The following is a 24,323-nucleotide window of genomic DNA, read 5'->3' as shown; positions in this document are numbered from 1 at the left end:
GCGCATTCCTTATTATATAGGGATTAGGGATTACTCGAAATCGTAGTGTTTCTTGACGGCTTCGATAATATGCCAGACGCACTTGAGGCCGACGGGAAAGACGACATAATCGCCGGGGCCGAAGCTGACAGACTTCCCTGTAGCAGGGCGGTCATAGATAGTGACCTTACCCTCGAGAATCAGGCATTTTTCAGTCTCATTGTATTCCCAGTCGAACTTGTCGGCCTTATGAGTCCAGATCGGCCAAGATGCGGCCTGCTGACTCTCGGCGGCAGTGGGTTTTCGAATGATAATGTCACTGACTGTTGGCATTGCGGTTCCTTCCAATAGATTGTTTGAGATTTTTATTCCTTTTTTCGGATTGTACGATGTAGAATGGAAAATGTAAAATTTAAAAATCTGGTCCATACCCTGCTGCGACTGAGCAGATTGGACAGAATGGTTCGTGAAAGGGGTGGTTTATGAAAGGGCAGCTTTTTGTCGGGGTGACGTTTCTGGTCTTGATTTTTCTGATTGCGGGACAGTATTATGAAATCCATCATCTGCGGGTGGCCAACCAGGAATTTCAACAACACCATCGATTCATTCCCGTCGAAACCTATGTTACGGGAATGACAGAGGCCCTTGATCAGCAGAATCGTGAAATAGCACACATGCTTGCGTTAACCATGTGGACATCGCGTCGACTCGCAGCGTGCATCAAAGCCTTTGAGCTGCAGCATCATATCGTTCCGCCCTTTCAAGATAATTTGTCGTTCAATTATTTATCTCCACGTGACTGTATTCCTTCTGTCTGGAAGCCTCCTGTATTTGAGCAATCGCTGCTCTGTATCAACCCGGCTCCTGCAGACCCGACATTATCAATGCCGGTGCTGCTATTTGGCACTCAAACCCCGCTTGTGTTTTATGAACCCTATCAGCCGCATGATCCAAACTCAATATATTATGTCGGTCAATTCAGCGGCAGAGAAAACACGCTGGATTCTTTATTATCCAGCTTGCAGCATAATAAAGAGTCATTGGAGTCACTGAACAGTCAATATCGCATACTCATCCAGCAGTATGATGCACGGATCAAAGTTTTGTATCATACGCTCAAAGAAAAGAAGCTGCTGCGTGAGCCGGATAAATCCGGTTATACGGCTCCGATGCCTTTGGACACACTTCCTTTTTAGCGCGGCTGAAACAATATCATGCTTCCTGGGGGATTGGCACAGAAGGCATCGAAACGGTCCTTCGCTGCACTTGCTTGGGGCTGACCCTTTCATTCCAGTTCAGTCGTGTTTGGCTTTCTTTACAGTCGGATATTTAATTTCATCATGGTCTGTGGTATAGTAGGGTTAGTCGGCGGCGGGCCGTCACGGAAATACTATTTATCTGAATATGAGTGTATGGAACAAAAACAATTTGATGATCTGGTGCAGTGGTTTGGCGGCTATATCCAGCGCTATTTCAGCCTTGATGGCGATACGTATCTGAATAATAATCTGCATTTAAAGGAATGTCATACGCACCGGGTCTGCGGCGAGACGCGCCTGCTGGCCAAAGCCCTGAAACTGGACACCAACGATACACGGATTGCCGAAACAATCGCGTTGCTGCATGATGTCGGACGGTTTGAGCAATTCAAGAAGTACCGCACATATAAGGATTCCACCAGCGAAGACCACGCCGTACTCGGTCTGCGGATGATTCGTCAGGAACGGATTCTGGAAGGGCTGGATGCTCAGGAAAGACTCTGGATTGAGCGGGCGGTAGATTATCACAATAAAATGACACTGCCGGCCGGACTGGATGAGAAAACCGCATTGTTCAGCAAAATCATCCGTGATACGGACAAGCTGGATATCTATTCCATTGCCATGGAAAATTTCCGGCAATATCATGAGAATCCCTGCACCTTCCAACTGGAAATCGAATTTCCCGATGAGCCGTGCTGCTCGCCGGAGATTCTGGATGCGGTCGAACACGGACGGCTGGTCGATTATCGTCTGCTGCGAACGATGAACGATGTCAAGTTGCTGCAGCTTGACTGGGCGTATGATATCTATTTTGGGGCGACGCTGCGACGCATTGTGGAGCTGGGGTATCTCAAACAGATTATCGCCTGGCTGCCGGATACCAAAGAGGTAAAACGGGCAACCCAGGCAGTGATGCGGTATGTGGACAACCGCATCAACCAGCCGGAGGCTTGAAAGCCCGGCTCGTAAATATCTTATTTATATATCTAAAATATAGAAGACGTCTGATATATAGAATATTTTTATTGAATTTTTATTGACATACTATATATTGGATTAAATAATGTACTTGACTACATATTGATACCCACAAGGTGAAGCCGTGAGATGTCCATACTGCAAGGAAGACAAAGATAAGGTCATAGACTCCCGTTCGAGTGACGGCGGGCGGATTATTCGCCGCCGGCGGCATTGCCTTGTATGCAAGCGACGATTTACCACCTATGAAAAAATCGGGGAAAGCGTCAAGTTGAGCGTCATTAAAAAAGATGGCACCCGGGTTCCCTATGAGCGAAGTAAAGTAATCTCAGGCCTGCAGAAGGCCTGCTATAAACGTCCGGTTTCGGCTGAGAAGATTCAGGAAATTGCCGACATTATCGAGGAAGATATCTTCCGCAATTTTGACAAGGAAGTATCGTCGCGGTTTATAGGCGAATGTGCGATGCGTCATTTACGATCGGTCGATAAGGTTGCTTATATTCGTTTTGCCAGTGTGTATCGTGATTTTACCGACGCCGGTGCCCTGATTGACGAAGTCCGTCAGGCGATCCTTGAGCCCGACATCCCCGAACAGCCGAGTTTATTCAGCGGTGCCCCTGAAGAATGATGGTATCAAGCAGGTTTGATTGTGCAGGTCAGACCCGACGGCAAGGCAACGGCTCTGAACCATGCGGCAGCCACAACGGATACGACGGTTCAGGATGCGGATGCCCGCCCGAATTCACGGAGGATTATCTATGAAAATCGAAGTGCTCAAAGCCGATGGCACGGTCGAGCCATACCTGCATACGAAGGTGCTGGGGACCTTCCATAATGTCCTGTCGGCAGTGCAGGAGCACGACCTGACCATTGCCGAGCAGATGGCTGAGGCGATTACGTTCTATCTGTATCGTACCGAACATCCCGCAACCATTTCCTCTGACCAGATCCATCTGATGATTCAATCGGTTCTGGCCTCCACGGGATTTGCCCATGCTGCAGAAGCGTTGAATGAACATCGCCTCCAGCGGAAACTCCAGCGGAAACGGATTCAGGTGGTCAAGATGATTCCGGATTTCGGTGACGATGAACCGCAGTCTTCGCCGTGGAATAAATCACACATCGTCAGAGACCTGATGGCGAACAAAGGTATGGACCGTCTGACAGCCCGGGCCATTGCCGGGTCGGTGGAAGACAAGATTTTGAAAATGGGCGTGCTTCGCGTTCGCAGCAGCCTGGTGCGGGAACTTGTGATTGAAGATACCGATGCGATTCTGCGTGCGGAAAAACAATTACAGACGGTGTTGTAACGTTCGCAGCAGAAGAGGTTTACTGCCATACGAAGCAGGCGTTATTTAAGAGGGAAATACGCCCCCAGCCCGACCATCAGCATCCGAACGCCAATGGCAGCCAGAAAGACCAGCATCACTTTGGATACCGCGGTAATAACCAGCCTGCCAACCAGTTGGTTAATTTGCTCGACATAATACATGATTCCGCGAAACAGAATCAGCACCACAGCCACCGCAATCATCGCCGCCAGCGGGCCCTGCTGCGGATTTTTCCAGATCATCAACGTGGTCACAATGGCTCCGGGTCCGGCCAGCAGGGGGCAGCCCAGCGGCACACACCCCACTTCATCGGCGGACAGGGTTTCATCCGCGGTCTTGGGGCGCCGCTGAGAACCGAAAACCAGGTCATCAATCGCCATAATCACCAGCAAAACACCACCAGCGATTTGCAAATCTGCTATCTGTATCCCGAATATCCGATGCAAAACAACATCGCCGGTAAAGGAAAACAGCAGCAGAATGCCCATCGCAACGGCAACCGAAATCGTATAGGCCCGCTGACGTTTTTCCTGCGGAACTCCGCTGGTAACACTCAAAAAAACGGGGATATTCCCAATCGGGTCCACAATCACACACAGTGCGATAATCGCTTCCAGCAAATGTATCAGATCCATAGATGATATTGTCCTACAAACCGCCTGGGAAGCCTAATCTGTTTTATTTACAGGTTCGGCGGAGACCGCAGGCTCAACAGGCTGCTCAGAGGCAGCCACATCAGCGGGTTTGAACCTTGCCAGTCTGGACGATAGCTCGTCAAGCTTTTTTTCGATGCGATCCAGCCGAACCAGAATATCACGGTGATTGGCCGTCATGCCGTTTAACTGATTCTGCACCAGCGAAAGATATTGATCGCTGAGTCGCTCGTAGGCCTCAATTATCCGCTGGGTGTCAGTTTTGACGGCCGGCACGGTCACTTCATATTCACGCGTGGTGGTACGTTCGGCAATTGTGGATGTGATAAATATAAAAACAACCAGCAGGGCACTGATTCCCGCAATTATCAGACGATGTTTCCGGCTTTTCATAGCTCAATTCCTCACAAAAGCATCTATTTTGACATTGATTCCTTAGTATATCGGCTGAAAAACCGATCCACCACCAGAAATTATCCACGGTTGAAAACAATGTCATTGTGTGGTACAAACAGGCACAGGAGTACGACAACATGGCCATACGATTTATCCTGGGTACAAGCGGTTCCGGCAAGACACGGTGGTGCATTGATGCCATCGCAGAGGCCCTGCGTCAACCCGACGACCGGCCGCTGGTGTTTCTGGTACCCGAACAGGCGACGTTTCAGGTGGAACGGGCCATTTTGTCCTGTCGGGGGATCGCCGGATACAATCGGCTTCATGTCCTGTCATTTAATCGACTGCAATTCTGGCTGTGCAAAACCGAAACATCCCAGGAACTATCGACGCTGGGCCGACAGATGCTGGTGCGACAAGCCCTGTCGATGTGCTCAGGGCGACTGACGCTGCTTGGCGACAGTGCCGCCTCAGCGGGCATGGCAGCCGCCACAGCAGAGCTGATCGGCCGACTGCATGAAGACAATTGCGACCCGGATTATCTGGCCGATGTTGCCCGACGGATCCTGGACAAAGACCCCGCCAGCCTGAGCGGTCGAAAGTTCGCGGATATTGCCACGGTGTTCAAAACCTATATCGAGCTGCTAAGCCGGCCGGAGTGTGATTTCATCAACCCCGATGCCGTGTTGACTCAGGCCCGGCTGCAGGTGAAGGACTCGCCGTTTTTAAACCATGCCCGGCTGTGGGTCGATGGCTTTTCCGGTTTTACCCTGCAGCAGCGGGATGTGCTGTTTGAGATGTTGTCGGTTTGTTCGGAGGCCTCCATTGCATTGTGTCTGGACCCGCAGGCATTGGATTTGAATGCAACCGATGCCACACAGCTGGATCCCTCCTCTCTGTTTGCTCCAACGGAGCGGACCTATGTGGATTTGATGGCGATTCTCCGTCATCAGAAGATGCCGATGGACGAGCCGATAATCCTGAGCCAGCATCCGCGATTTCACTCAGCTGCGGCACTGGCCCAGATTGAACACCATTTTTTTGCCGCCGGTACCCCACGGCCTGTCAGCAGCAGGGGGGCGGTCACCCTTCGCGGCTGTAACGATGCACGGGGGGAGGCATTCTTTGTGGCCGGTACCATTCGGCGGCTGGTGCGGGAAGGCCGGTATCGCTATCGTGATCTGGCCGTAATTGTCCCGCAGATGGATTTATATGCCCCTTATCTGACGGCGGCATTTGAGCACTATCACATTCCGTTTTTCCTGGATCGTCCTCAGACACTGCATTATCACCCGCTGATCGAATTACTGACGGCGGCCCTGACGGCCATTCAGGATGATTTTGCCCTGCCGCGAATGACCGCACTGTTGAAGGTTGAATTGAACGGTCTGGATTTCCGCGATGCCGACTTGCTGGATAATGTCTGTCGGGCGTTCGGGATTGGTCCTGCAGACTGGCGGTCTGAACAGCCCTGGCAATTCGGTGACACTGTCGGCCTGGATGAGACCGAGCGGATTCACAGAATCCGAAAACAATTTTTCGACCCGCTGAGCCGCTTGTCCCAGCAGTTGGCCGGCACGATTTCGGCATCCCAATGCTGTCAGGCAATATATCATTATCTCGAATTACTACACGTCCGCCAATGGCTGACCCGTCAGACCCAGAATGACCCGCAGGACACCGCCGCCCATCGTCGCGTGTGGAAAAAACTCAGCGAGGTATTCGACGAACTGCAGCGTATTTTTGCAGGACTGGTTTTGCCAACACAAGAATGGCTGGCTATCCTGCTGGACGCTTTGGGCACGCTGACGCTCAAACAGATTCCCGCTACTGTGGATCAGGTCCTCATCGGTTCTATCGAGCGGAGTCGTCATCCCGATATCAAAGTGGCGTTTCTGATTGGCGCTACCAGCAAACTGTTTCCGATGCCGCTTGCCGGCGATGCCATGGTGACCGAGCAGGATGCCAAAGCTGCCGCCAGAGAAGACCTGCATTTGACCCAGCGAACCGAACAGGCCCTCGAGGCTCGGCATTACCTGGCCTATATTGCCCTGACTCGAGCCTCGGATCAGTTGTATATCACCTACCCGCTGCTGGATGAAGATGCCTCACCCAATACACCCTGGCCGGGACTGCAAAAGCTTTGTTCGCTGTTTACGGATGTGCAGATACAATACGGCGATGCGTCCGAGTCATCCGCACTGTGGATGGAATCGCCTGCCGCACTGACCCAGTGGCTATGCAGTACTCTGGGTGCCGACAGCAGTCAGGATGAGGCTGCCCGGGAACAATGCCGTGATGTGCTTTCGCTGTGTGCTTGCACCGATCAGCCGACTCTGCGAAATATTGCTGCCCAGGTGGAATACGCTGTGGCATTTCGCAATATCGCAACACTCGATCCGGCCATCGCAAAGACTTTGTTTACCTGGCCGATGACCGCATCGGAAACACGGCTGACAACGTTTGCGGCCTGTCCCTATCAGCATTTTGCGCGATATGTCCTGGATCTCAAAAAGCGTGATCTGCTGCGGCTGGAGCCGGTGGATATCGGCGATTTTTATCACGACATCTTGCGGCAGTTGTTTTCGAATCTGCATGCCGACGGATTGGATTGGACAACCGTTGCAGTTGAGGACCTGCTGAGTCGGTGCCGTCGTATCGCGACGGAGCTGTTATCCAACGATGTCAAGCTGTCTGCCTTTGTGCGCCAGAGCCGCCACAATGCCTACATCATGCATCAGGCGGTTCAACGGCTCTGTTATGTCCTGCCGGCGATGGCAGCGATGAGTGCGGCAGGGCAATTCCGGCAGTGTCTGGCCGAGCAGACCTTCGGCAAAGACAGTCCGGTTGCCATTGTCGTTGGGCCGGGCCGGATGCTCCATCTGTATGGACGCATCGACCGGGTGGACTGGGCCCGGATCAAAGGGGTCCCGACAGGCATTGTTTTTGATTATAAAACCACCCAACACCGGATGAAATGGAACGAATTTGCTCACGGCCTTGATTTGCAGCTGGCCGTCTATCTTCTGGCTTTGCGTCATCTGACTGTAAACGGCCAGCCCATCGCGAAAGCGGCAGGGGCCTTTTACCTGCCGATTGAAACCAAATATCTGCCCGCGAAATTTGAGCCGGCCGAAGATTCATCAGAAACGCCGGGACTCAAGGCGCGCGGGCTTTTCGATGCCGCGTTCGCCTTTGATCTGGATTCGGCAGCCGGCACAGGGAGCCGCCACAGCCGCTATTTCGGATTTTCACTCAAAGAAGGTCAGCCCCTGGGCGATTATGATCGCAGCGATGCGGTTGCCTCCGACGCCTATTCGGCAGTGCTGGCCTTTGCCGAACAGACTATGGCACGGCTGGCAGCAGACATCGCCTCCGGCGACATTCGTGCCTTTCCTTATCGCCTTGGCACCCAAAGTCCCTGCTCGCATTGCGATTATCGATGCGTATGCAAATTCGACTGGCTGCTCAACGACTATCACATTCTGCCGTCTATCCGCAAGATCGAATTACTCAACACGCTGAGCAAAGGAGCTTCCCAATGACCGCGCCGCAATGGACCTCTCCGCAAAAACGGGCCATTGAGACCATTGGCCGCGATGTCCTGGTTACGGCTTCGGCAGGCACAGGCAAGACTGCCGTCCTCAGCCAGCGATGTGTCGAGCGGATTTGCGATCCGAGGCATCCGGTGGATGCCGACCGGCTGCTGGTGCTGACATTCACGGAAGCTGCTGCCGAAGAAATGAAAACCCGCATTGCCGAAAAATTGTCCGCCGTATGTGAGAACGAAGGCTCCGGCCGCTTGCGTCGTCAGCTTGTCCTGCTGGATGCGGCTTATATTGGTACCATTCATGGCTTCTGCAAACGCATCCTTACCGAATTTTTCTATCTGTCGGGCCTGGACCCGCAATTCGGCATCCTCGACCCGGACCAGCGCGACATCATCCGAGCCGAGTCCATGAATGAAGCCCTTGAACAGGCCTGGAACGATGAATCGCTGGCCGTGCAATTACAGGCACTGTTTGATGGCCGTAATCTGCGAAACGCCAATACCTCCCTGCCGGCGTCGCTGTTGGAGGTGGCCAATGATCTGGACAGCCTGCCCAGTCGGGAGGCGTTTTATCAATCCGCCCTGAAGGCCGTCAGTGATGACCCGGCCAGTCGGCAGGCCCTGGATCAGATGATATGCGAGGGACTGAGTCGTCATCTGCAAACCGCCCTCGACCGACTGCACGAGGCCCGGCGACGCGACCAGCTGCTTACCGGCGGACAATATCTGTCCGACTATATCGATTTTATACTGAGCCAGCTCCAGCCCTGCCTGATGGATTTAAACCACGGCAAGCTCGCCTCTGCCGCCGCAGCTCTGTGCCAGGTGGACTATGGACGCATGCCTTCCCTGAGTAAAAAACTCGACGTGGATAAAGCCGCCGCAGAAAAAATCAAACAGGAAGTCACCCAGGGCCGTGATGCTCTCAAAAAACTCAAAGACCTTGTGTTCGTCCATCCGGACTACATCGCCGCCATCGCCCCCCAGGTTCGAACTCAGACCCAAGCCTGCATCGCCCTGCTGCGATTATTCGATGAGCGATACCTTCGCCGCAAGCAGACTCTGAACGTGCTGGATTTCGCTGACCTTGAACACCAGATGCTGGCGCTGCTGGAAACCCGTCCGGGGGTAGGCGAAATTCTCCGCGACCGTTTTGAATATGTCTTTATTGATGAATATCAGGATATCAACCGTGTGCAGCGTGAAATCCTCCGGCATGTCAGCCGTCCCGGCAATCTGTTTGTCGTCGGCGATGTCAAGCAGAGTATTTATGCCTTTCGCCAGAGCCGTCCGGAGATATTTTTAGAGCAGCTGGCTGCTGCCGCGGATGATCCCGCCGCCGTGGATACACCGCTGCGGGTGGATATGAATCACAATTTCCGTTCCCGTCAGGAAGTGCTGACCTTTGCCAATCGCGTCTTTGGCCGCATTATGACCCAGGCCGTCGCCGGGCTGGATTATGACAAACGTTCGGAATTAATCGCCGGGCTGAACTATCCTCCGCTGGAAGAAGCATCCGCCAATCGGGTCGTCGAGCTGCATCTGCTGGATGAAGATAATCCCGAAGACAAAAAAAAGCAGGACGAGGACGCCGGCGAACAGGCAGAATCCGATGAAAGCCAGGACACGATTGACACGGTCACCGCCGTCCAGCGGCAGGCCGCGATGATTGCCCGCCGCATCCGTCAGATAGTCGGTGCCGATACCGGCCGGCCGGAGTTTCAGGTGTATGATAAATCCACCGGCACGATGCGTGATGTCCGCTACAGCGACATCGTTATTCTCATGCGGGCCTTGTCGCATCGGGCTTCAGAATATGTTGAACTGCTGCGGCTGGCCGGCATTCCTGTCAGCTCGCAAACTCAGTGCGGCTATTTCGCCGCGACCGAAGTTGCCGACTGTATTGCCCTGTTCAAAACGCTCGACAATCCCCTGCAGGATATCGAACTGGCTGCAGTGCTGCGCAGTGCTCTGTTCCGTTTTACCGATTCGGAACTGGCAGCCATGCGATTGTTTGCCAATCAGAAAAAACACCATAATGCCTGTTTTTATGATGTCGTAACAGGCTATTCACAAGATGGTCCCGATATTCCCCTGCGTCAAAAAGCCGCTGCGGCCCTCAGCACGCTCGAGTCCTGGCGACAGCAATCACGGCGAAAGCCGCTGTCGGAATTGCTCTGGCGAATTTATGAATCGACATCTCTGTTAGCCTTTGTGTCGGCCTTGCCCAATGGCCGGCAGCGTCGGGCCAACCTTCTCAAGCTCCACGACCGCGCCATTCAGTATGAATCCTTTGCCGACCCGGGCCAGAGCCGCAGTGTCTCGGGCTTTGCGGCCTTTCTCGAGAAATTGCTCGAGCAGGAAACCGACTGGGCCCCGGCTCAGCCCGACAATTTCGCTGAAAATGCCGTACGGATCATGAGTGTCCACAAAAGCAAAGGCCTGGAGTTTCCCGTCGTCATTCTGGCCGAACTAAACTGGCGTATGCGAAAGCAGGATTCCGGCGGACCATGCCTGGTCAATGCGACCATGCTCGGACTGGAATTGGTTGATCCGCAGCGAGGCTTGCGGATAACCACCCCGATCCATCAGCTTATTGGGATGGAAAAACGGCGCGCCGGTCTTGCCGAAGAAATGCGTATTCTCTATGTGGCTATGACCCGCGCACGCGACCGACTGATCCTGACGGCCTCCACCCAATTGTCCCGCTGTCGGGATCGCATCGAGCGCTGCCGTGAATTCCAGACACTGCCCGAATGGGAACTGCTCGACGCCACCTGCCACCTGGACTGGCTGCTGACGGCGCTGGCCCAGTCCCAGGCACTCCACTCTGTATGTTCTGCAGGGCAATCCACCTGTGCCCTCGATGAACTGTTCTCCGTTTGCAGCCATGACAAGACTCAATTAAACCAGCTCAGCGACACCATCCGCCGGCAAAAGCAGCTCCGCTGCCGCAGTGTCACGCCTGTTTCCAGTCAATGCTCCAATCCCCAGAATCGTCAGTTTTTTGAACAAATCGTCAACCTGCTGAACTGGCAGTATCCGGAGGATGCACTCACCCGCCTGCCCGGCAAATTCTCCGTTACAGGCCTGACTCATCGCGATGATGAGTTTTTACGTCCGCAATTAGACGATCTTTTTGCATCTCCTCAGCCCCGCAGTACCGCCGGCAACCCACGAGCTGAAGCATTGGCACGCGGCCATGCAACGCACCTGGTCTTTGAGCATCTTCCGCTAACCTCGATACCGGATCGGGCCATCGTCCTGCAAACCATAGAAAAACTGGTCAACTCCGGACGGCTGACATTGGCCCAGTCTCAATCCATCGATATCGAGACCATCCTCTCCTTCTTCCAGACCCCGGCCGGAGACCTGGTAATTCGAAATACAGAAAGAGTATATCGGGAATGGCCTTTTACCATAGCCCTGCCGGTATCGGAATTGGGTCTTTCCTGCCCCGATGATTTTGTCGTAGTCCAGGGCGTAATTGATTTGTTGATTCCCACAGACCATGGACTGGTCCTGGTGGATTACAAGACCGATAAAATCGTCGATGATGCAATTGAAATCCGAGCAAATCGCTATCAATCCCAGCTTGCCCTCTATGCCCGTGCCGCTCAAACCATTTTAAAAATCCCCGCATCCGCCGGCTATTTATACTTTTTGCATCCGCGAATTCTCCGGCCGGTCGATATTGCGCATCTGGATTTACATTCTGCATTATTATCAGACAAAGCCTCGTAACGACCCTCTTTTTGCATCTTTGCACAGCGTTTTTTTCGCAGGTCGAATACCTTTTTTTTAGAATGACAACCTCTTTTCCTAAAAGGTCTTACATTCCATTGGCCAGAATCGCCTTGAATCAAAACTCACGATGGTTTATAATGACCTTTGTGATGAATGACATGGCTTCGGCTATGGGGGGTGCGAAACAAACAATGTTAATTGAGGGGATTACCATGAGTCGCTTCTACAATACAATTTGGCTGCCTTTTGTTGAACCGAAAAAACGAATTTTCCTGCTTGCTCTTGCTGCGTACATTGCTTTGTGTTAGTTGTGTGACTCCTAAGACACCTTGTTCGTGGAGAACAAAACGAAGGCCGACTCAACCTCGGCCTTTTTTATTGCGCACTTTGATTGCTTGACATCCCTACCTTTTGGCTTTACCCTGTAATCAGAATTCGACCCGATTTTGACCCCATTAGAAGGGATGTGATATGATTATTGTGACAGGCGGAGCAGGTTTTATTGGCTCGGCACTTGTGGCGGAACTGAACGCTCGCGGAGTGGATGATATCCTCATCGTGGACCTGCTGGGCACCTCAGACAAGTGGAAAAATCTCCGAAAACTCCGGTTTTTGGACTATATGGAGGCTGACGATTTTGCCCAGTCCCTTGATTCCGATCAGATCGAATGGGACATCGAAGCCATCCTGCATATGGGAGCCTGCTCCGACACCACCGAAACCGATGCGGCCTATCTGCTTCGCAACAATTACGAATACAGCAAAATGCTGGCCCAGTGGGCCTCTCAGAAAGAAATTCGTTTTGTATATGCCTCCAGCGCCGCCACTTACGGCGACGGAACAATGGGGTTTTCCGACTCTGAACCGATCGATCGGCTGATTCCCCTGAATATGTATGGCTATAGCAAGCAGCTTTTCGACCTTTGGGCCCAGAAGACCGGCCTGGCCGACCAGATTGCCGGCCTGAAATATTTCAATGTCTTCGGCCCTAATGAATATCACAAGGGCCAGATGCGCAGTTTCGTTGTCAAGGCTTTTGAGCAAATCAACGCCGAAGGCAAAGTCCGTCTGTTCAAGTCCCACCGTCCTGACTATGCCGATGGCATGCAGCTCCGGGACTTCATCTACATCAAGGATGCCGTCGAAATGACCCTGTTTTTCCTCGAAAACCCGGAAATCAACGGCCTGTTCAACATCGGCACCGGCAAGGCTCGCTCCTGGCTGGACCTGGCCAACGCCGTCTTTGCTGCCATGGACAAAAAGCCCAACATCGAATTCATCCCGATGCCCGAGACCCTTCGCGACAAATACCAGTATTTCACCCAGGCCGACATCACCAAAATCCGCTCAGCCGGCTATCATACCAACACCATCGAACTGGAAGACGCTGTCGCCGACTTTGTCCGAAATTATCTGATGAAAGGCGAATACCTGGGCGGCGAATAAACACAGAATCGCATGGATTATCCCCTGAAGGAGTATATGAATGCCAAATTCAAACGTCGATATACAGCTCGGGATCATCTGGTACCTGATATTTATTTTCTCGACAGCGGCACACGAGGCGGCCCATGCCTTTACCGCCTACCAGTTCGGCGACCGGACCGCATGGCTGGGCGGCCAGGTCACGCTCAACCCCGTCCCGCACATGAAGCGCGAGCCGTTCGGCATGGTCATTGTGCCGCTGTTATCCTACGCCCTGGGCGGCTGGATGATCGGCTGGGCCAGCGCCCCCTACGACCCCTACTGGGCACAGCGGCATCCCAAACAGGCTGCCCTGATGGGACTGTCCGGGCCGGCTGCCAATCTTATCCTGATGCTTATTGCAGCGGCACTGATTCGCATCGGTCTGGCCACAGGCTTTTTTCAGATACCCGAAACCCTCCGCTTCACCCAGATGGTTATGGGGGGCAGTGATGGGTTATTACAGGGTCTTGCCGTCGGTGTCAGCATTCTGTTTACCCTCAATCTGCTGCTGATGGTATTCAATCTCATCCCGCTTCCGCCGCTGGACGGCACTTCCCTCATGGAACTGATTCTGTCCGGAGAGGCCCTGGCAAAATACCGCGAACTCATTTATCACCCGGGCCTGCGGACCTTCGGCATCCTGATTGCCTGGTCTGTGATGAAATGGCTCTTTCCGCCTATCCATCTTGCCGCCATCAACCTGCTTTACCTGGGTACCGGCGTGTACTGGGGTTGAGTCGCCCCGATTCTGACGAGACTGAGTTTTCACAGTCATTCTTTTTCCGTCAAGTTTCTGGAACCGCTGCCGCATCCGATACAACCGCATCACCCCGCTTAATTAAGCCTCCTCTTGACTTTGGGAACGGTTTATGCGATACTGGTACCGCTAATTTTCCCTAAATCCAGGCCGGGAGCGTGTCCCGTCCACTGATTTGGGCCTCTTATGACAAGGTGTTCGATGAAGGCATCGGAAATGAAAAAAGGGCAGACCATCAAGGTCGATAATACCCTTTATTCGATTGTAGATTACCAGCATGTTAAACTCGGCAAAGGCGGCGCGGTTTATCAAACCAAGCTCAAAAGTCTTGCCGATGGCTCTATCCGCGATATCCGCATCCGCGCTGAAGAAGTGCTCGAAGATGCATATCTGGACAAACGCAATTTTGAATATCTGTATTCGTCCGGCTCAGAACACATCCTGATGGATCTGGAGACTTACGACCAGATTTCTCTGGATGATGATGCCTTCGGGGAAGGTCCCAAGTACCTCAAGCCCAACACCCAGCTGCAGGTCAGCATGTATCAGAACAAGCCGGTCCAGATTTCTCTGCCGACGACAGTGGACCTGAAGGTGGTCGATACCGCCCCCGAAATCAAGGGCGCCACTGCCACCAATCAGTATAAGCCGGCCACCCTTGAAACCGGCCTGGAGATTTCTGTTCCACCGTTCATCAAAGTGGGTGAGATGGTCCGAGTGGATACCCGCACCGGCGAATATGTTACCCGCGTCAAAGAGTAATCGATCTTCACATGACCTCTGGCCGCCGTGCCAGCCAATGACACAGATTTGAGGGGGCGCAGGGATGCGCCCCTTTTTCTTGCGCCTGCAGCCCGTTGCCCCTGTACGGTACTATCCCGAACCCGTTAAATTCTGCCGCCAATACCCTGTTTCTATATCCTGATATCCGGCTATCCTTATATGCGTGTTTGGAATACCGGACTTCGTGCCTGGGATTTATCGTTTATCTGCCGCCTCATAGACCTTCTTGAGCGTCGGCCTCAGCAAATCCGCCCACTTGCTATTGCCCTGACTGGTCAGATGAATCTGATCGTCCAGAAACAGGCTCGGCTCCGGCGTCCCATCGGCCCCCAGCATGCCGGTGGTCATATCCACATAGTGCAAAGACTCCAGCGTCTGGGCCATCTCCCGAACAGCGGCATTGACGCGATCGGCCTCGGGATGATGCGGCCACCACGCCGGCCCCAGTCGAATCGACAAATAAATCACCGGCGTCTCGGGCAGGGCGGCATGAACCTTCGCCAGAAACTGCTTGAAATCACTGACGACCTGCTCCGGCGTCTTGCCGCCTCCGACGATATCATTTACTCCGCAGTAAAATACGATCACCCTGGGCTTATACGGCAGCACAATCCGCTCGACATACTGATTGACATCCGATGTCTGCGCCCCGCCAAACCCCCGATTGATCACCGGATACTCTGCAAACAGTTTGGCCGTTTCCCACATCCGGATACTCGAGCTGCCCACAAACAGCACGGCATCCTTCGGGAATGAATTCTTCGCATCCCATTGCTCAAAAGCCTTGATGTCGTTTTCCCACTTGCTGGCCTGGGGCTTGTCCGCCTCCTGGCCGATCATGTACGACGCTAATAGGCCAACCAGTACGATTCCGAGTGCACCAATCCTGCGTCCATTTCTGTGTATCATGTGTTTCTCCTGAAATAAGGTTATCAGCCTGCCGATATTACCCGTGGCGTCCCCATCTGGCAACCTTAAATCAGGGGTCCGGAACAAACTGATTTCGCGGACAGTCCGGCTGTCCTGAATCCGGGTCTTCGGGATTCAGAGCACGATTCTTTGATCCGATTCAAGTTCTCGCCGTGTTCGGGCTTGCGGAAGACAAACAGATGTTCGTGCATAATCAGATAGAAGCCGGCCTTTTTGGCCTTGCCCACCCAGCGGCTGGTCGCGGAGCAATTGTGCTGGACCTTGATAATATCTTCCTTGAGCACAAAGCCCGCCGACAGGAACACCTCCATCACCCGGTAGGCCAGCGGGACAAAATGCCGTCCCCGCCGGGTATCGCCTATCAGCACGGCACAATAGCGTCCGGCCTTCAGCGTCCGGTACCACTGGGCCGCCGCCCGGGCCATCTCGCCGCAGAATTTCGACACCGACGATATTGCCGACAAATCGCCCGCGATGCCGTCACTGTAGCGGATGATATTCAGATACGGCGGATGGGTCAGGATCAAATCCACGCTCCCATCGGCCAGAAACGACAAATCCCGCGCATCGGCACAGACGATTTTGTCTTGCCCCGGGGCCGCCGTCCGTCGCCCGTCTTTTTTTCCCGTCTTGTATCCCTGTATCCGTGTATCCTTATATTCTTCTTTAGAATTCGACTTCTTAAGTTCCTGAATTCTTGGGTTCATGAGTTCTTCGATTTCAAATGCTGTCGCCTCCTCGCACAGCTTCACCGCCGCCGGATTAATATCGGCTCCGATAAACCGCCGGCCCAGCAGCTTGGCCTCTATCAGCGTCGTGCCCCCGCCGGCCATCGGGTCCAGTACCACCTCCCCCGGCTCCGAATACATCTCGATGATATTCCGCGCCAACTGCGGCGCAAAATTCCCACGGTACTTGTTATTATGCGTCGCCCACGCCCCACGCACCGGAAACGACCAGACTGTCGTAAATTCCGGATTGAATTCTAAATTGGTTGAATCATTATTACTCATTTTTATTATAAATTTGGGAATACCACTTTTGTAAGAAAAGGAACCCTCGCATAGAATGCCCTTGATATGCTACCATGACCAGGCCCTTTAGTTCTTGGTTGGATATATACCCCCATCCTCCCAGTGAGTGCTGAAAATCCTCTTGTTATAATGGTATTGCGAACAGATTCGTAATCTTCTCTTACTTGGTTGTATATTGCAGGATTATCCAAGTTGAACGCTGTTACAGTATATAGCTTTGACTCCTCTTCTTCTTTACTGGTCCAAATCCGTGCAGCAATAACAGCCTTTTGGAGCTTCGCGAGTAGATGGCTGTTTTCAAAAGGTGTGTTTTTAACATATTCAGCATCTATCATTGTTATGGCCATTGTTTCTTTTATTTTTAACGTACCATTACTTAGGTACTTTAGTGGGATAACCTTGAGTTCCCATGATCCGAAATTTGGTGATTGGGCTGAATTAAGAGGCAGACCAAGATACCTTTCGATGACATGACCGGCCCAACCTTTGTTTTTTTTGCCATCTCTAAAAACTGTGACCCCAAATTTAGTTGCTAGTTTTCGTAAATCCTGTCCAATAATCTGTTGTAATTTCTGTATAGCAACAGTTCTCTCCATGATAAGTCCTTCAATAGTTTGTAATTATCAACTCACTAATATGTCCCCGTTTATCACCTTTGCAATTAATTGCCCGGCTTGCCTTGACTCTATCGATACAGAACCCTTTTGATTCTGGAAAATGGTTTTCAAAAAAATTGTCTTCCGGGTCCTCATTTTTGGGATCGGAATTGCTCAAAAGAAACTTTGTCTTGTTAGCAGTAAGCCATTTACACAAATCAGCAAGACGCTCTTGATCTTTATCAGAAAAACTATCTTTGGCGTAAGATGTAAAACTTGCGGTCTTGGAAATAGGCCTGTAAGGGGGATCAAAATATACAAAAGAACGTTTATTTGCGTATTCCTTACACAAAGAAAAATCGCCGCAGATAATATCTGCATTCTGCAGGATTTCTGACACCCGCCTTAAATTATGTTCTGAGCAGATCGCAGGTTTTGAATATTTTCCAAAAGGTACGTTGAAGTCCCCTTTTCTATTCACACGATAAAGACCATTAAAACAGGTTCGGTTCAGAAAAATGAGCTTTGCTGATCGTTTCGGCGTCAAATCTTCTTTTTCGTGGTTAAACTCTCTTCGTACCTTAAGAAATAAGTCATTCCTCTTTTCGGTTTCGATGGAATAGTATTGATCTTCCAGATATTTCAACTCATCAATTAATAACTCAACATTGCATTTTATGTGATTGTAACAAGAAACAAGGTCTTGATTGATATCCATTAAGACACATTTTTCTAAGGCCTCATATTTTTGAGCTATATGAAAAAACACCGCCCCACCACCGATAAAAGGCTCGATGTAAGTCTTGATTTTGCCGCTTTTCAAATCGTGTGGTAACCGTTGATCGATATCGTCGATCAATTGCCCTTTACCACCGGCCCATTTCAGAAAAGGTTTGGCTTGTTTAATTCCAGACAAAACAGTCGTCATAGTAAATCCTTGATACCGACACCGAGAGCTTTAGAGATTTTTTCCAGAGTCCTTAGGGTTAAATTTGTTTGCCCTCTTTCGACCAGCCCGATATAAGTCCTATGCAAATCAGCTTTGTCCGCTAATTCTTCTTGACTTAGGCCTTTTTTTTCACGGCACTTACGAATATTGAGACCAGTTTTAACACAAATCTCTTCCATGCTTGTTTCTCCGATTTTTCTGATGTGATCCTATTGAATGTTGTATAAAGATCGACAGCATATATAGTGCATTTTGGGGAAATTAAATAAATGCTCTGCTGTACATCGGTAGCCAAGAATCGACCCAAAAAAGACTTGCTTTCATCGGAAATGAGATAACACTATGCATGGGTTTTCAACTGTTGACCGGTAAATGACTCCTGGCAACTTTCGGAAAGCCTTAATTTCATAAAAAATCCCCATTTCCCCAGATTGGAGCTCAAGCCTCCGTGCTTGAAGGTCAATCCGCATCCGCCCCGGCGGATTCCATCTTTTTGCCCTTTGCCTTATTGTGTAATCTGTGTAATGTGTGGTTAGAGGTATCCAGACCGTTGAAAACCGCCGGAATTGTGGTACGCTATCCCATTTGAATATGAGGTTTGCCCAACGGGTATGATTATTCCGCGGCGGCCAAAGGCCGCGTGTGAGGTGCTTATTGACAGGGTTCAGTTGCCCTCCATAGCCGCGTGATAATCTGCCGCTGGAAGCCGGCGGCTGATAGCTCTTTAGCCGCGACGAGCTGGAACAATATCAAGTAGGATCAGTATAACCAATGCGAGTAAAACCCAGAACCGACGAAATACAGATGAAGCCCATGGACTTCCCGGATTGTACCAAGATTCAGTCCCATACGATTGAGGTTGTGCCGCGCTATGCCGAGACGGACCAGTCCGGCGTGATTCACCACACCGTGTATCCGGTATGGTTTGAGATGGCCCGGACGGAGCTGCTGCGGGTCAACGGCCTGGCCTACAGCGACCTCGAAAAGGCGGGGGTCTATTTTGTTGTGGCCGAACTGACCTGCAAATACAAACGTCCGGCCTTTTATGATGAGACGCTGGAGCTGACCGCCACGTGCACCAAAATCACAAGTGCCCGTGTGGAACATACTTACGTCTTAAAACGCAAATCCACCGGCGTTATTCTGGTCGAAGGCACCACCATCCTGGCCTGCGTCGATGCCGACGGCAAAGTCCGCCGGATGCCCGAATTCATGTACCCGGCCGAGCAATAAACCAAAATAAAAAACAAAAATCTTTAAATATCAAGCCGCCATGGTCTTATAATACGCTTTATCAGTATTGTATAAAGCATATTTTAAGCTGAGACTCGAATTGTCTTTAATTTTTCTTCATATCTGCTTGAAGTAAAACCCCCATTTTGATATACTCACCTTTGTTGAAACGATAAAGATTTCAATAACAACCGTGGGGGTTAAAAATATGAAGCAAGCACGTTCAAGATACTATCAGGCAGTGGAAGCGGGGCGGGGTCCACCGGATGACTAAAAAAGACGATAGAAACCGGCAGCACTTCTTGAAGCAATTATAAAATCATTATAAATAATAACTTACGCAATTATGGGGGACATTATGACAGTTAACACCATCAGCTTCAATATACACGTGAATCCACCGATGGCATTCAAAAGCGGAACTGATCCGCCGAAGACCCAAAAAAGACGATATCTCGTTTTTGACCGGGTCTTTTTTATTATCTATACTTTAGATGTAAGCAATAATGATGAATGACTCAACTTTTGATGGGGAAACGATTTATGGGGCCGCGACAGCACAAACATTGTATCTATTCGACAAAACCGTGTGATGACCTGACGGGCCCGGGGCCGCCGATCTTCCAAAAAAAGGAAGAGTTCAACGAGCCGCATCACAAGCTATTATTCGCTATGCTATAATTCTATATCCGAAAGTCCACGTTTCAGAGCCTGAAACGTGGACGTTTTGTTGCGCCTTTCGAATGTTTCTGTGCCATACCCAGAAAATAAGAAAGCCGATCCGCAGGGCTGCATGATCGGCTCACCTTCTTAAAACCTCAGGTCAGGTTATGAGGCGGTTATGAGTATTGTTTAAAGAGCATGACGCTTGGGAGTCCTCTTTTAATTCATTTATTTGATTAATCCTGCCAGAAATCTCTGGGCACAATCTGTTCGGGCTGATTCATTTGTCCGCCAAACCCTCGCCGCTGGCCGTTAAAATTGGGAGCAAAATTCGGACGCATCATTCTGTTTTGTCCCATGTTGGGCCGGCCATAGCCTTGCGGAGCCATCGGTGCGGCATCGATGTTGGGGCGATTGAACCGACCCTGCGGCATCATCTGGCCATAGCCCATCTGTCCGCCAGGGGCAAAGCGGGGGCCAAAGTTGGGCTGCATCGGCTGCCGGCCAAAGCGATTCTGTAACCCTTCAAACCGCATTCCCGCATTGGGCCGCTGAGCATTGGGACCAAAGCCTTCGATGCGGTCTCGCTGTCGCTGCTGACGGGGGGCCTGACAGAACGGGCAGACCTGGTTGCCTCTGCCGAATCCCTGGCCGCGAATGGCACCCCGCTGACGACCCTGAAATGGTTCCTTACGAGCCTGACGATTTTGCATCATCGGACCTTCGGCATCCGGGCGTTCCTGCGGACCACGCAGACCCTGACGGAATTGCTGACCGCGGAAGGGCGCAGCTTGCGGGCCGCGTGCATCCATATCCCGACCCTGTCCGCCAAAGGCGCGTCCCCCTCGGCCGGGAGCCTGGGGCTGTTCCGCTAAAGGAGCAGCGTTATCAAACGGTCTGTCGGGCTGGTCCTGAAGCTGCCGCTGCTGGCGAAGCTGACGCATCCGACGAAGCTGTTCGACAGGACGCGGCTGCTGGTCCTGATCCGCAGCGATGCCTTCACGCGGACCTTGTCCCTGACGCATCCGGCGACCCTGCTGGGGCTGCGCATTCAGCGATTCGCGAAAACTATTGGCTTTTTCCAGCAGCGTCCCCATCTTCTCAACATCTTCGGCTTGATAGGCTTCCTTCACATCGTTAATCCAATTATCAAACCGGGGCATTTCGGGCATTTTGCTCTTGATCGCATCAAGCCGGTCGAGCAATCGTTCCATCTTTTCACCATCGCGATTTTCATAGGCCGCGTTGAATTCATCCAGCCAGCGATTCAATTGGATTGCAGGTTCCCGCATGCCTTCCGGTGCGGCGGGGGCTTTCGGTTTGCCCCAGGTTCCTGTTTGCGGGTCGGATGCTGCCAAAACCGGTAACGCTAACATAACGAGTATTGCAGTGATGGTTATTTTCTTAAACATAGGTCTTTCCTTTCACAATCAAGGGTTACTGTTTCTACTTTTTTTCGGGGCCCTTATTCTGAAAGGATAGACGCGGCAGGGGGGAGAGTTATTGCGTGATAATTTTTTGAGGAAATACAGGATTTAAGCCATCTTGTGTCTTTTTAAAAGACAATCGCGGCATATCCCACTGATTCGGAGCTGGATTGGCGGAATTTGTCTTCCATGACCTGGGAGCTACTGGTATGAGCCAGCAGGTAGCCTTGAGTTCGTCCCATGGCTTTAGCAACGGCAATTGCTGCGGCAGCACCCGCAGGTCCACAGGCGTTTTCGTGCTCCAGCGATGATTGCAGCAGATGCTCGGCATCCATGTTTAATGCGTGGTTGATGAAGTCCATATCGTTGACCGAATGGGCCCAGTGAATGCCGTTGGGGCCGGAGCCTTTGGGAGCAAAGCCGTATCGCGGGCCGTAATGAGTCAAATCGGTTGAGGCAATACAGACGGCGTTGATACTTTTGGTTTTGAGCAGCATTCCGACCTTGCGGCCAAAGTCGCATTCATAGCCGTTCGACGCTGGCGGCATGATGGCTGCAACTAATTTGGCTTTGGGGAATAGATGCTGAATAAACGGAACCTGCACCTCGATGGAGTGTTCGTGGCGATGGGCCTGCGCGTCCGGGCGAGCACCCAGGCCAATCAGCTGCGAGGTTAAATCCGCATCAATTTCGATTTGTCCCAACGGGGTTTCCCAGGAGCCTTCGGGGAAGATGACCGGGCACAAATCATAGCATCCGTGAGCAGCACCAAATAGAATAAATGTATCCGGCTCCTGTTTTACCTGTTTGATGGCGGCAAAAACCATTGCAGCCAGCTCACCGGAAAACACCCAGCCGGCGTGAGGCACAATACCGGCGACAATGGTTTCCGGCAGGACCAGGTTCAACGGGCTGGCAGGCAGACAGTCGGCAATCTCGGCCAGACATTCCCGACGTGTCCCGGCGTAAAATTGTCCTGCTACTGCGGGTCTGCGAATCATCTGTTTATTCCTTGCAAAATTGCCGGCTGCCGCTATGATACTCAGCCGGAAAAACGGCTTTGTTAACGGATGCTATTATATCTGTTTTGGTGAGGAAAAACAATGGCAAGCAAAAAATCCCCTGTGGCGGTTTTGATGGGTTCCGACAGCGATCTGTCATCGATGCAGAATTGTGTGGACCAGCTCAAGTATTTTGGAATCGATCCGATTGTACGGATTTTGTCGGCTCACCGCACGCCAGCCCAGGCGGGCGAGTTTGCCAGAACAGCCAAAGACAATGGAATCAAGGTCATCATTGCCGCAGCAGGAATGGCAGCGCATTTGGCCGGGGCGATGGCAGCCCATACGACGCTGCCGATTATCGGCGTACCGCTGCAGGCAACCGAAGGTCCCAACGGACTTGATGCCTTGCTCAGCACCGTGCAGATGCCGCCGGGAATTCCGGTCGGGACGATGGCCATCGGAAAGGCCGGGGCAAAAAATGCGGCGATTTATGCAGTGCAGATGCTGGCATTAAGCGATAAAACACTGGCCGACAAACTCGACCAGTTCCGCGCCGACCAGACCGCCAAGGCCCTGCAAAAAGATGCCGAACTGAATCAGCGGGGATAAGTTTCCCGTTAGGAAACGGGACTCTTTCCTGACATTTTCGCTGGCCGGAAATTCACAACGGCAAACTCTGCCAACAAACCTATTGCAAACTTGCCGATGCCGTGGGGTTTATTTTTTGAGTCGCTTGAAGATGACCACGACATCTTTGGTATTGCCGTAGGCTTCACTGGTGTCCAGTGCCGCGACCAGTTCCCAGCCCTGCTGGCCGAGGTCGTTCATCATCTGATCCAGCCGGAGTTCATCGATTTTGCCGCCCAGCCAAAAGCCCGTCGCCGCCAACTTGATTGTTTTGTATTCCCAAATCATACTTCACCATGCAACGTATTGAGCATCGCCCCTGCCGATTTCAAGACTATTGCCATCCTTTTAATATTTAAGCCCTCTGCCGCTTTACTCTACTTACTATGACTGGCCAGAAGCAAGACTGTTTCCACAAATCCGCGGAAAATAGTATTGGAGCCGAAACGTCCTTTTCTATCTATTGTATTTCGTCTATAATGCCATTCTGAGTGGGTCGGGCGACCGCCGGAGTGAACGCTCCGGAGGAAAGTCCGAGCAGGACAGGGCACGGCGGCGGCTAATGACCGCCCGGGGTGACCCGCGGGACAGTGCCACAGAAAAGATACCGCCGGGGCCTTTCGGGACCTCGGTAAGGGTGAAAAGGTGCGGTAAGAGCGCACCGCGTCATCGGTAACGGTGACGGCATGGAAAACCCCGCCGCCTGCAAGACCAAGCAAGCCGGTAGCCTGGCCCGGGCAAAATCCGGCGGGTAGGTTGCGTGCCGATGGGGAGACCTGTCGGCAGAGCCGGCCGGCGACGGCCGGTCCAGTGTAATGGTCGCCATCCGCTTACCGCGGATACAGAACTCGGCTTACAGACCCACTCATTTATGAACTGTCAGCGAAATGATCGGCGGCCTCATCGGAAAGCAGGATAGACGGACGCCGATCCAGTCGAATGTCCCATAAAAACCGC

Annotated in this window: 22 protein-coding genes and 1 other RNA gene; 12 read left to right on the top strand and 11 right to left on the bottom strand. The window is 51.9% G+C overall.

The genetic code is table 11. The features are described 5' to 3' along the window. Positions 1-30: 30 nt before the first annotated feature. A complete protein-coding gene (locus ACQ9LF_RS03755; protein WP_462488032.1) occupies positions 31-312 on the bottom strand; it encodes a cupin domain-containing protein in 282 nt (93 codons plus the stop codon). Between the two features lie 149 nt (positions 313-461). Here ACQ9LF_RS03755 and ACQ9LF_RS03750 point away from each other — a divergent pair, with 149 nt between their 5' ends. From ACQ9LF_RS03750 to ACQ9LF_RS03735, 4 genes are all read left to right on the top strand, one after another. Then, a complete protein-coding gene (locus tag ACQ9LF_RS03750) occupies positions 462-1,175 on the top strand; it encodes a hypothetical protein (RefSeq protein ID WP_462488031.1) in 714 nt (237 codons plus the stop codon). A 216-nt stretch (positions 1,176-1,391) separates the two neighbouring features. After that, positions 1,392-2,195 (top strand): HD domain-containing protein, encoded by an 804-nt coding sequence (locus ACQ9LF_RS03745; RefSeq protein ID WP_462488030.1) that lies wholly within the window; start codon positions 1,392-1,394, stop codon positions 2,193-2,195. A gap of 148 nt (positions 2,196-2,343) precedes the next feature. Next, a complete protein-coding gene (gene nrdR, locus ACQ9LF_RS03740; protein WP_462488029.1) occupies positions 2,344-2,847 on the top strand; it encodes a transcriptional regulator NrdR in 504 nt (167 codons plus the stop codon). 130 nt (positions 2,848-2,977) lie between these two features. Beyond that, the gene (locus ACQ9LF_RS03735; RefSeq protein WP_462488028.1) at positions 2,978-3,529 is read left to right on the top strand and encodes a hypothetical protein; all 552 of its coding nucleotides are present in this window, start codon (positions 2,978-2,980) and stop codon (positions 3,527-3,529) included. Positions 3,530-3,570: 41 nt separating this feature from the next. Here the strand turns inward: ACQ9LF_RS03735 and ACQ9LF_RS03730 are convergent, their stop codons facing one another. Both ACQ9LF_RS03730 and ACQ9LF_RS03725 read right to left on the bottom strand, forming a co-directional pair. Next, positions 3,571-4,185 carry a MarC family protein gene (locus ACQ9LF_RS03730; RefSeq protein ID WP_462488027.1) on the bottom strand — a complete coding sequence of 205 codons (615 nt, stop codon included), beginning with the start codon at positions 4,183-4,185 and terminating at the stop codon, positions 3,571-3,573. A 33-nt stretch (positions 4,186-4,218) separates the two neighbouring features. Then, positions 4,219-4,596, bottom strand: coding sequence for a hypothetical protein (locus ACQ9LF_RS03725; protein WP_462488026.1), 378 nt, complete (start codon positions 4,594-4,596; stop codon positions 4,219-4,221). A 140-nt stretch (positions 4,597-4,736) separates the two neighbouring features. Here ACQ9LF_RS03725 and ACQ9LF_RS03720 point away from each other — a divergent pair, with 140 nt between their 5' ends. From ACQ9LF_RS03720 to efp, 5 genes are all read left to right on the top strand, one after another. Next, complete coding sequence (locus tag ACQ9LF_RS03720; RefSeq protein ID WP_462488025.1) at positions 4,737-8,144, top strand: PD-(D/E)XK nuclease family protein; 3,408 nt, start codon at positions 4,737-4,739, stop codon at positions 8,142-8,144. Then, positions 8,141-11,893 (top strand): helicase-exonuclease AddAB subunit AddA, encoded by a 3,753-nt coding sequence (gene addA / locus ACQ9LF_RS03715; protein WP_462488024.1) that lies wholly within the window; start codon positions 8,141-8,143, stop codon positions 11,891-11,893. The genes ACQ9LF_RS03720 and addA overlap by 4 nt, the downstream gene beginning before the upstream one ends. 474 nt (positions 11,894-12,367) lie before the next feature. Beyond that, on the top strand, positions 12,368-13,342 hold the full coding sequence (gene rfaD, locus ACQ9LF_RS03710; RefSeq protein ID WP_462488023.1) for an ADP-glyceromanno-heptose 6-epimerase: 975 nt from the start codon (positions 12,368-12,370) through the stop codon (positions 13,340-13,342). A 40-nt stretch (positions 13,343-13,382) separates the two neighbouring features. Next, a complete protein-coding gene (locus ACQ9LF_RS03705; RefSeq protein ID WP_462488022.1) occupies positions 13,383-14,099 on the top strand; it encodes a site-2 protease family protein in 717 nt (238 codons plus the stop codon). A gap of 222 nt (positions 14,100-14,321) precedes the next feature. Next, positions 14,322-14,882 carry an elongation factor P gene (gene efp / locus ACQ9LF_RS03700; RefSeq protein WP_462488021.1) on the top strand — a complete coding sequence of 187 codons (561 nt, stop codon included), beginning with the start codon at positions 14,322-14,324 and terminating at the stop codon, positions 14,880-14,882. Between the two features lie 216 nt (positions 14,883-15,098). On the opposite strand, the gene ACQ9LF_RS03695 is transcribed toward efp, so the two are convergent. From ACQ9LF_RS03695 to ACQ9LF_RS03675, 5 genes are all read right to left on the bottom strand, one after another. After that, on the bottom strand, positions 15,099-15,812 hold the full coding sequence (locus ACQ9LF_RS03695) for a GDSL-type esterase/lipase family protein (RefSeq protein ID WP_462488020.1): 714 nt from the start codon (positions 15,810-15,812) through the stop codon (positions 15,099-15,101). A gap of 65 nt (positions 15,813-15,877) precedes the next feature. Next, positions 15,878-16,846: a TRM11 family SAM-dependent methyltransferase gene (locus ACQ9LF_RS03690; protein WP_462488019.1), complete on the bottom strand. Its 969-nt coding sequence runs from the start codon at positions 16,844-16,846 to the stop codon at positions 15,878-15,880. 5 nt (positions 16,847-16,851) lie between these two features. After that, positions 16,852-17,463 carry a MutH/Sau3AI family endonuclease gene (locus ACQ9LF_RS03685; protein ID WP_462488018.1) on the bottom strand — a complete coding sequence of 204 codons (612 nt, stop codon included), beginning with the start codon at positions 17,461-17,463 and terminating at the stop codon, positions 16,852-16,854. A 10-nt stretch (positions 17,464-17,473) separates the two neighbouring features. Next, complete coding sequence (locus ACQ9LF_RS03680; RefSeq protein ID WP_462488017.1) at positions 17,474-18,391, bottom strand: DNA adenine methylase; 918 nt, start codon at positions 18,389-18,391, stop codon at positions 17,474-17,476. After that, positions 18,388-18,591: a helix-turn-helix domain-containing protein gene (locus ACQ9LF_RS03675; RefSeq protein WP_462488016.1), complete on the bottom strand. Its 204-nt coding sequence runs from the start codon at positions 18,589-18,591 to the stop codon at positions 18,388-18,390. The genes ACQ9LF_RS03680 and ACQ9LF_RS03675 overlap by 4 nt, the downstream gene beginning before the upstream one ends. 592 nt (positions 18,592-19,183) lie before the next feature. Between ACQ9LF_RS03675 and ACQ9LF_RS03670 the strand changes: the two genes are divergently transcribed. Continuing rightward, positions 19,184-19,645 (top strand): acyl-CoA thioesterase, encoded by a 462-nt coding sequence (locus tag ACQ9LF_RS03670; RefSeq protein WP_462488015.1) that lies wholly within the window; start codon positions 19,184-19,186, stop codon positions 19,643-19,645. A gap of 899 nt (positions 19,646-20,544) precedes the next feature. Here ACQ9LF_RS03670 and ACQ9LF_RS03665 read toward each other — a convergent pair. Beyond that, the gene (locus ACQ9LF_RS03665) at positions 20,545-21,720 is read right to left on the bottom strand and encodes a hypothetical protein (protein WP_462488014.1); all 1,176 of its coding nucleotides are present in this window, start codon (positions 21,718-21,720) and stop codon (positions 20,545-20,547) included. A 143-nt stretch (positions 21,721-21,863) separates the two neighbouring features. Then, positions 21,864-22,736, bottom strand: coding sequence for an AmmeMemoRadiSam system protein B (gene amrB, locus ACQ9LF_RS03660; protein WP_462488013.1), 873 nt, complete (start codon positions 22,734-22,736; stop codon positions 21,864-21,866). Positions 22,737-22,838: 102 nt separating this feature from the next. Between amrB and purE the strand changes: the two genes are divergently transcribed. Continuing rightward, on the top strand, positions 22,839-23,348 hold the full coding sequence (purE, locus tag ACQ9LF_RS03655; RefSeq protein ID WP_462488012.1) for a 5-(carboxyamino)imidazole ribonucleotide mutase: 510 nt from the start codon (positions 22,839-22,841) through the stop codon (positions 23,346-23,348). 108 nt (positions 23,349-23,456) lie between these two features. Here purE and ACQ9LF_RS03650 read toward each other — a convergent pair whose 3' ends face one another. Continuing rightward, the gene (locus ACQ9LF_RS03650; RefSeq protein ID WP_462488011.1) at positions 23,457-23,654 is read right to left on the bottom strand and encodes a DUF4177 domain-containing protein; all 198 of its coding nucleotides are present in this window, start codon (positions 23,652-23,654) and stop codon (positions 23,457-23,459) included. Between the two features lie 200 nt (positions 23,655-23,854). Between ACQ9LF_RS03650 and rnpB the strand changes: the two genes are divergently transcribed. Then, an RNA gene (gene rnpB / locus ACQ9LF_RS03645) (RNase P RNA component class A) lies at positions 23,855-24,238 on the top strand. The last annotated feature ends 85 nt before the right edge of the window (positions 24,239-24,323 follow it).

Source organism: Anaeroglomus insulsum, assembly GCF_050689095.1.
GTDB lineage: Bacteria > Planctomycetota > Phycisphaerae > Sedimentisphaerales > Anaerohalosphaeraceae > Anaeroglomus > Anaeroglomus insulsum.
The sequence above is the reverse complement of the archived record's forward strand: the minus strand, read 5'-3'. Positions and strand labels throughout refer to the sequence as shown.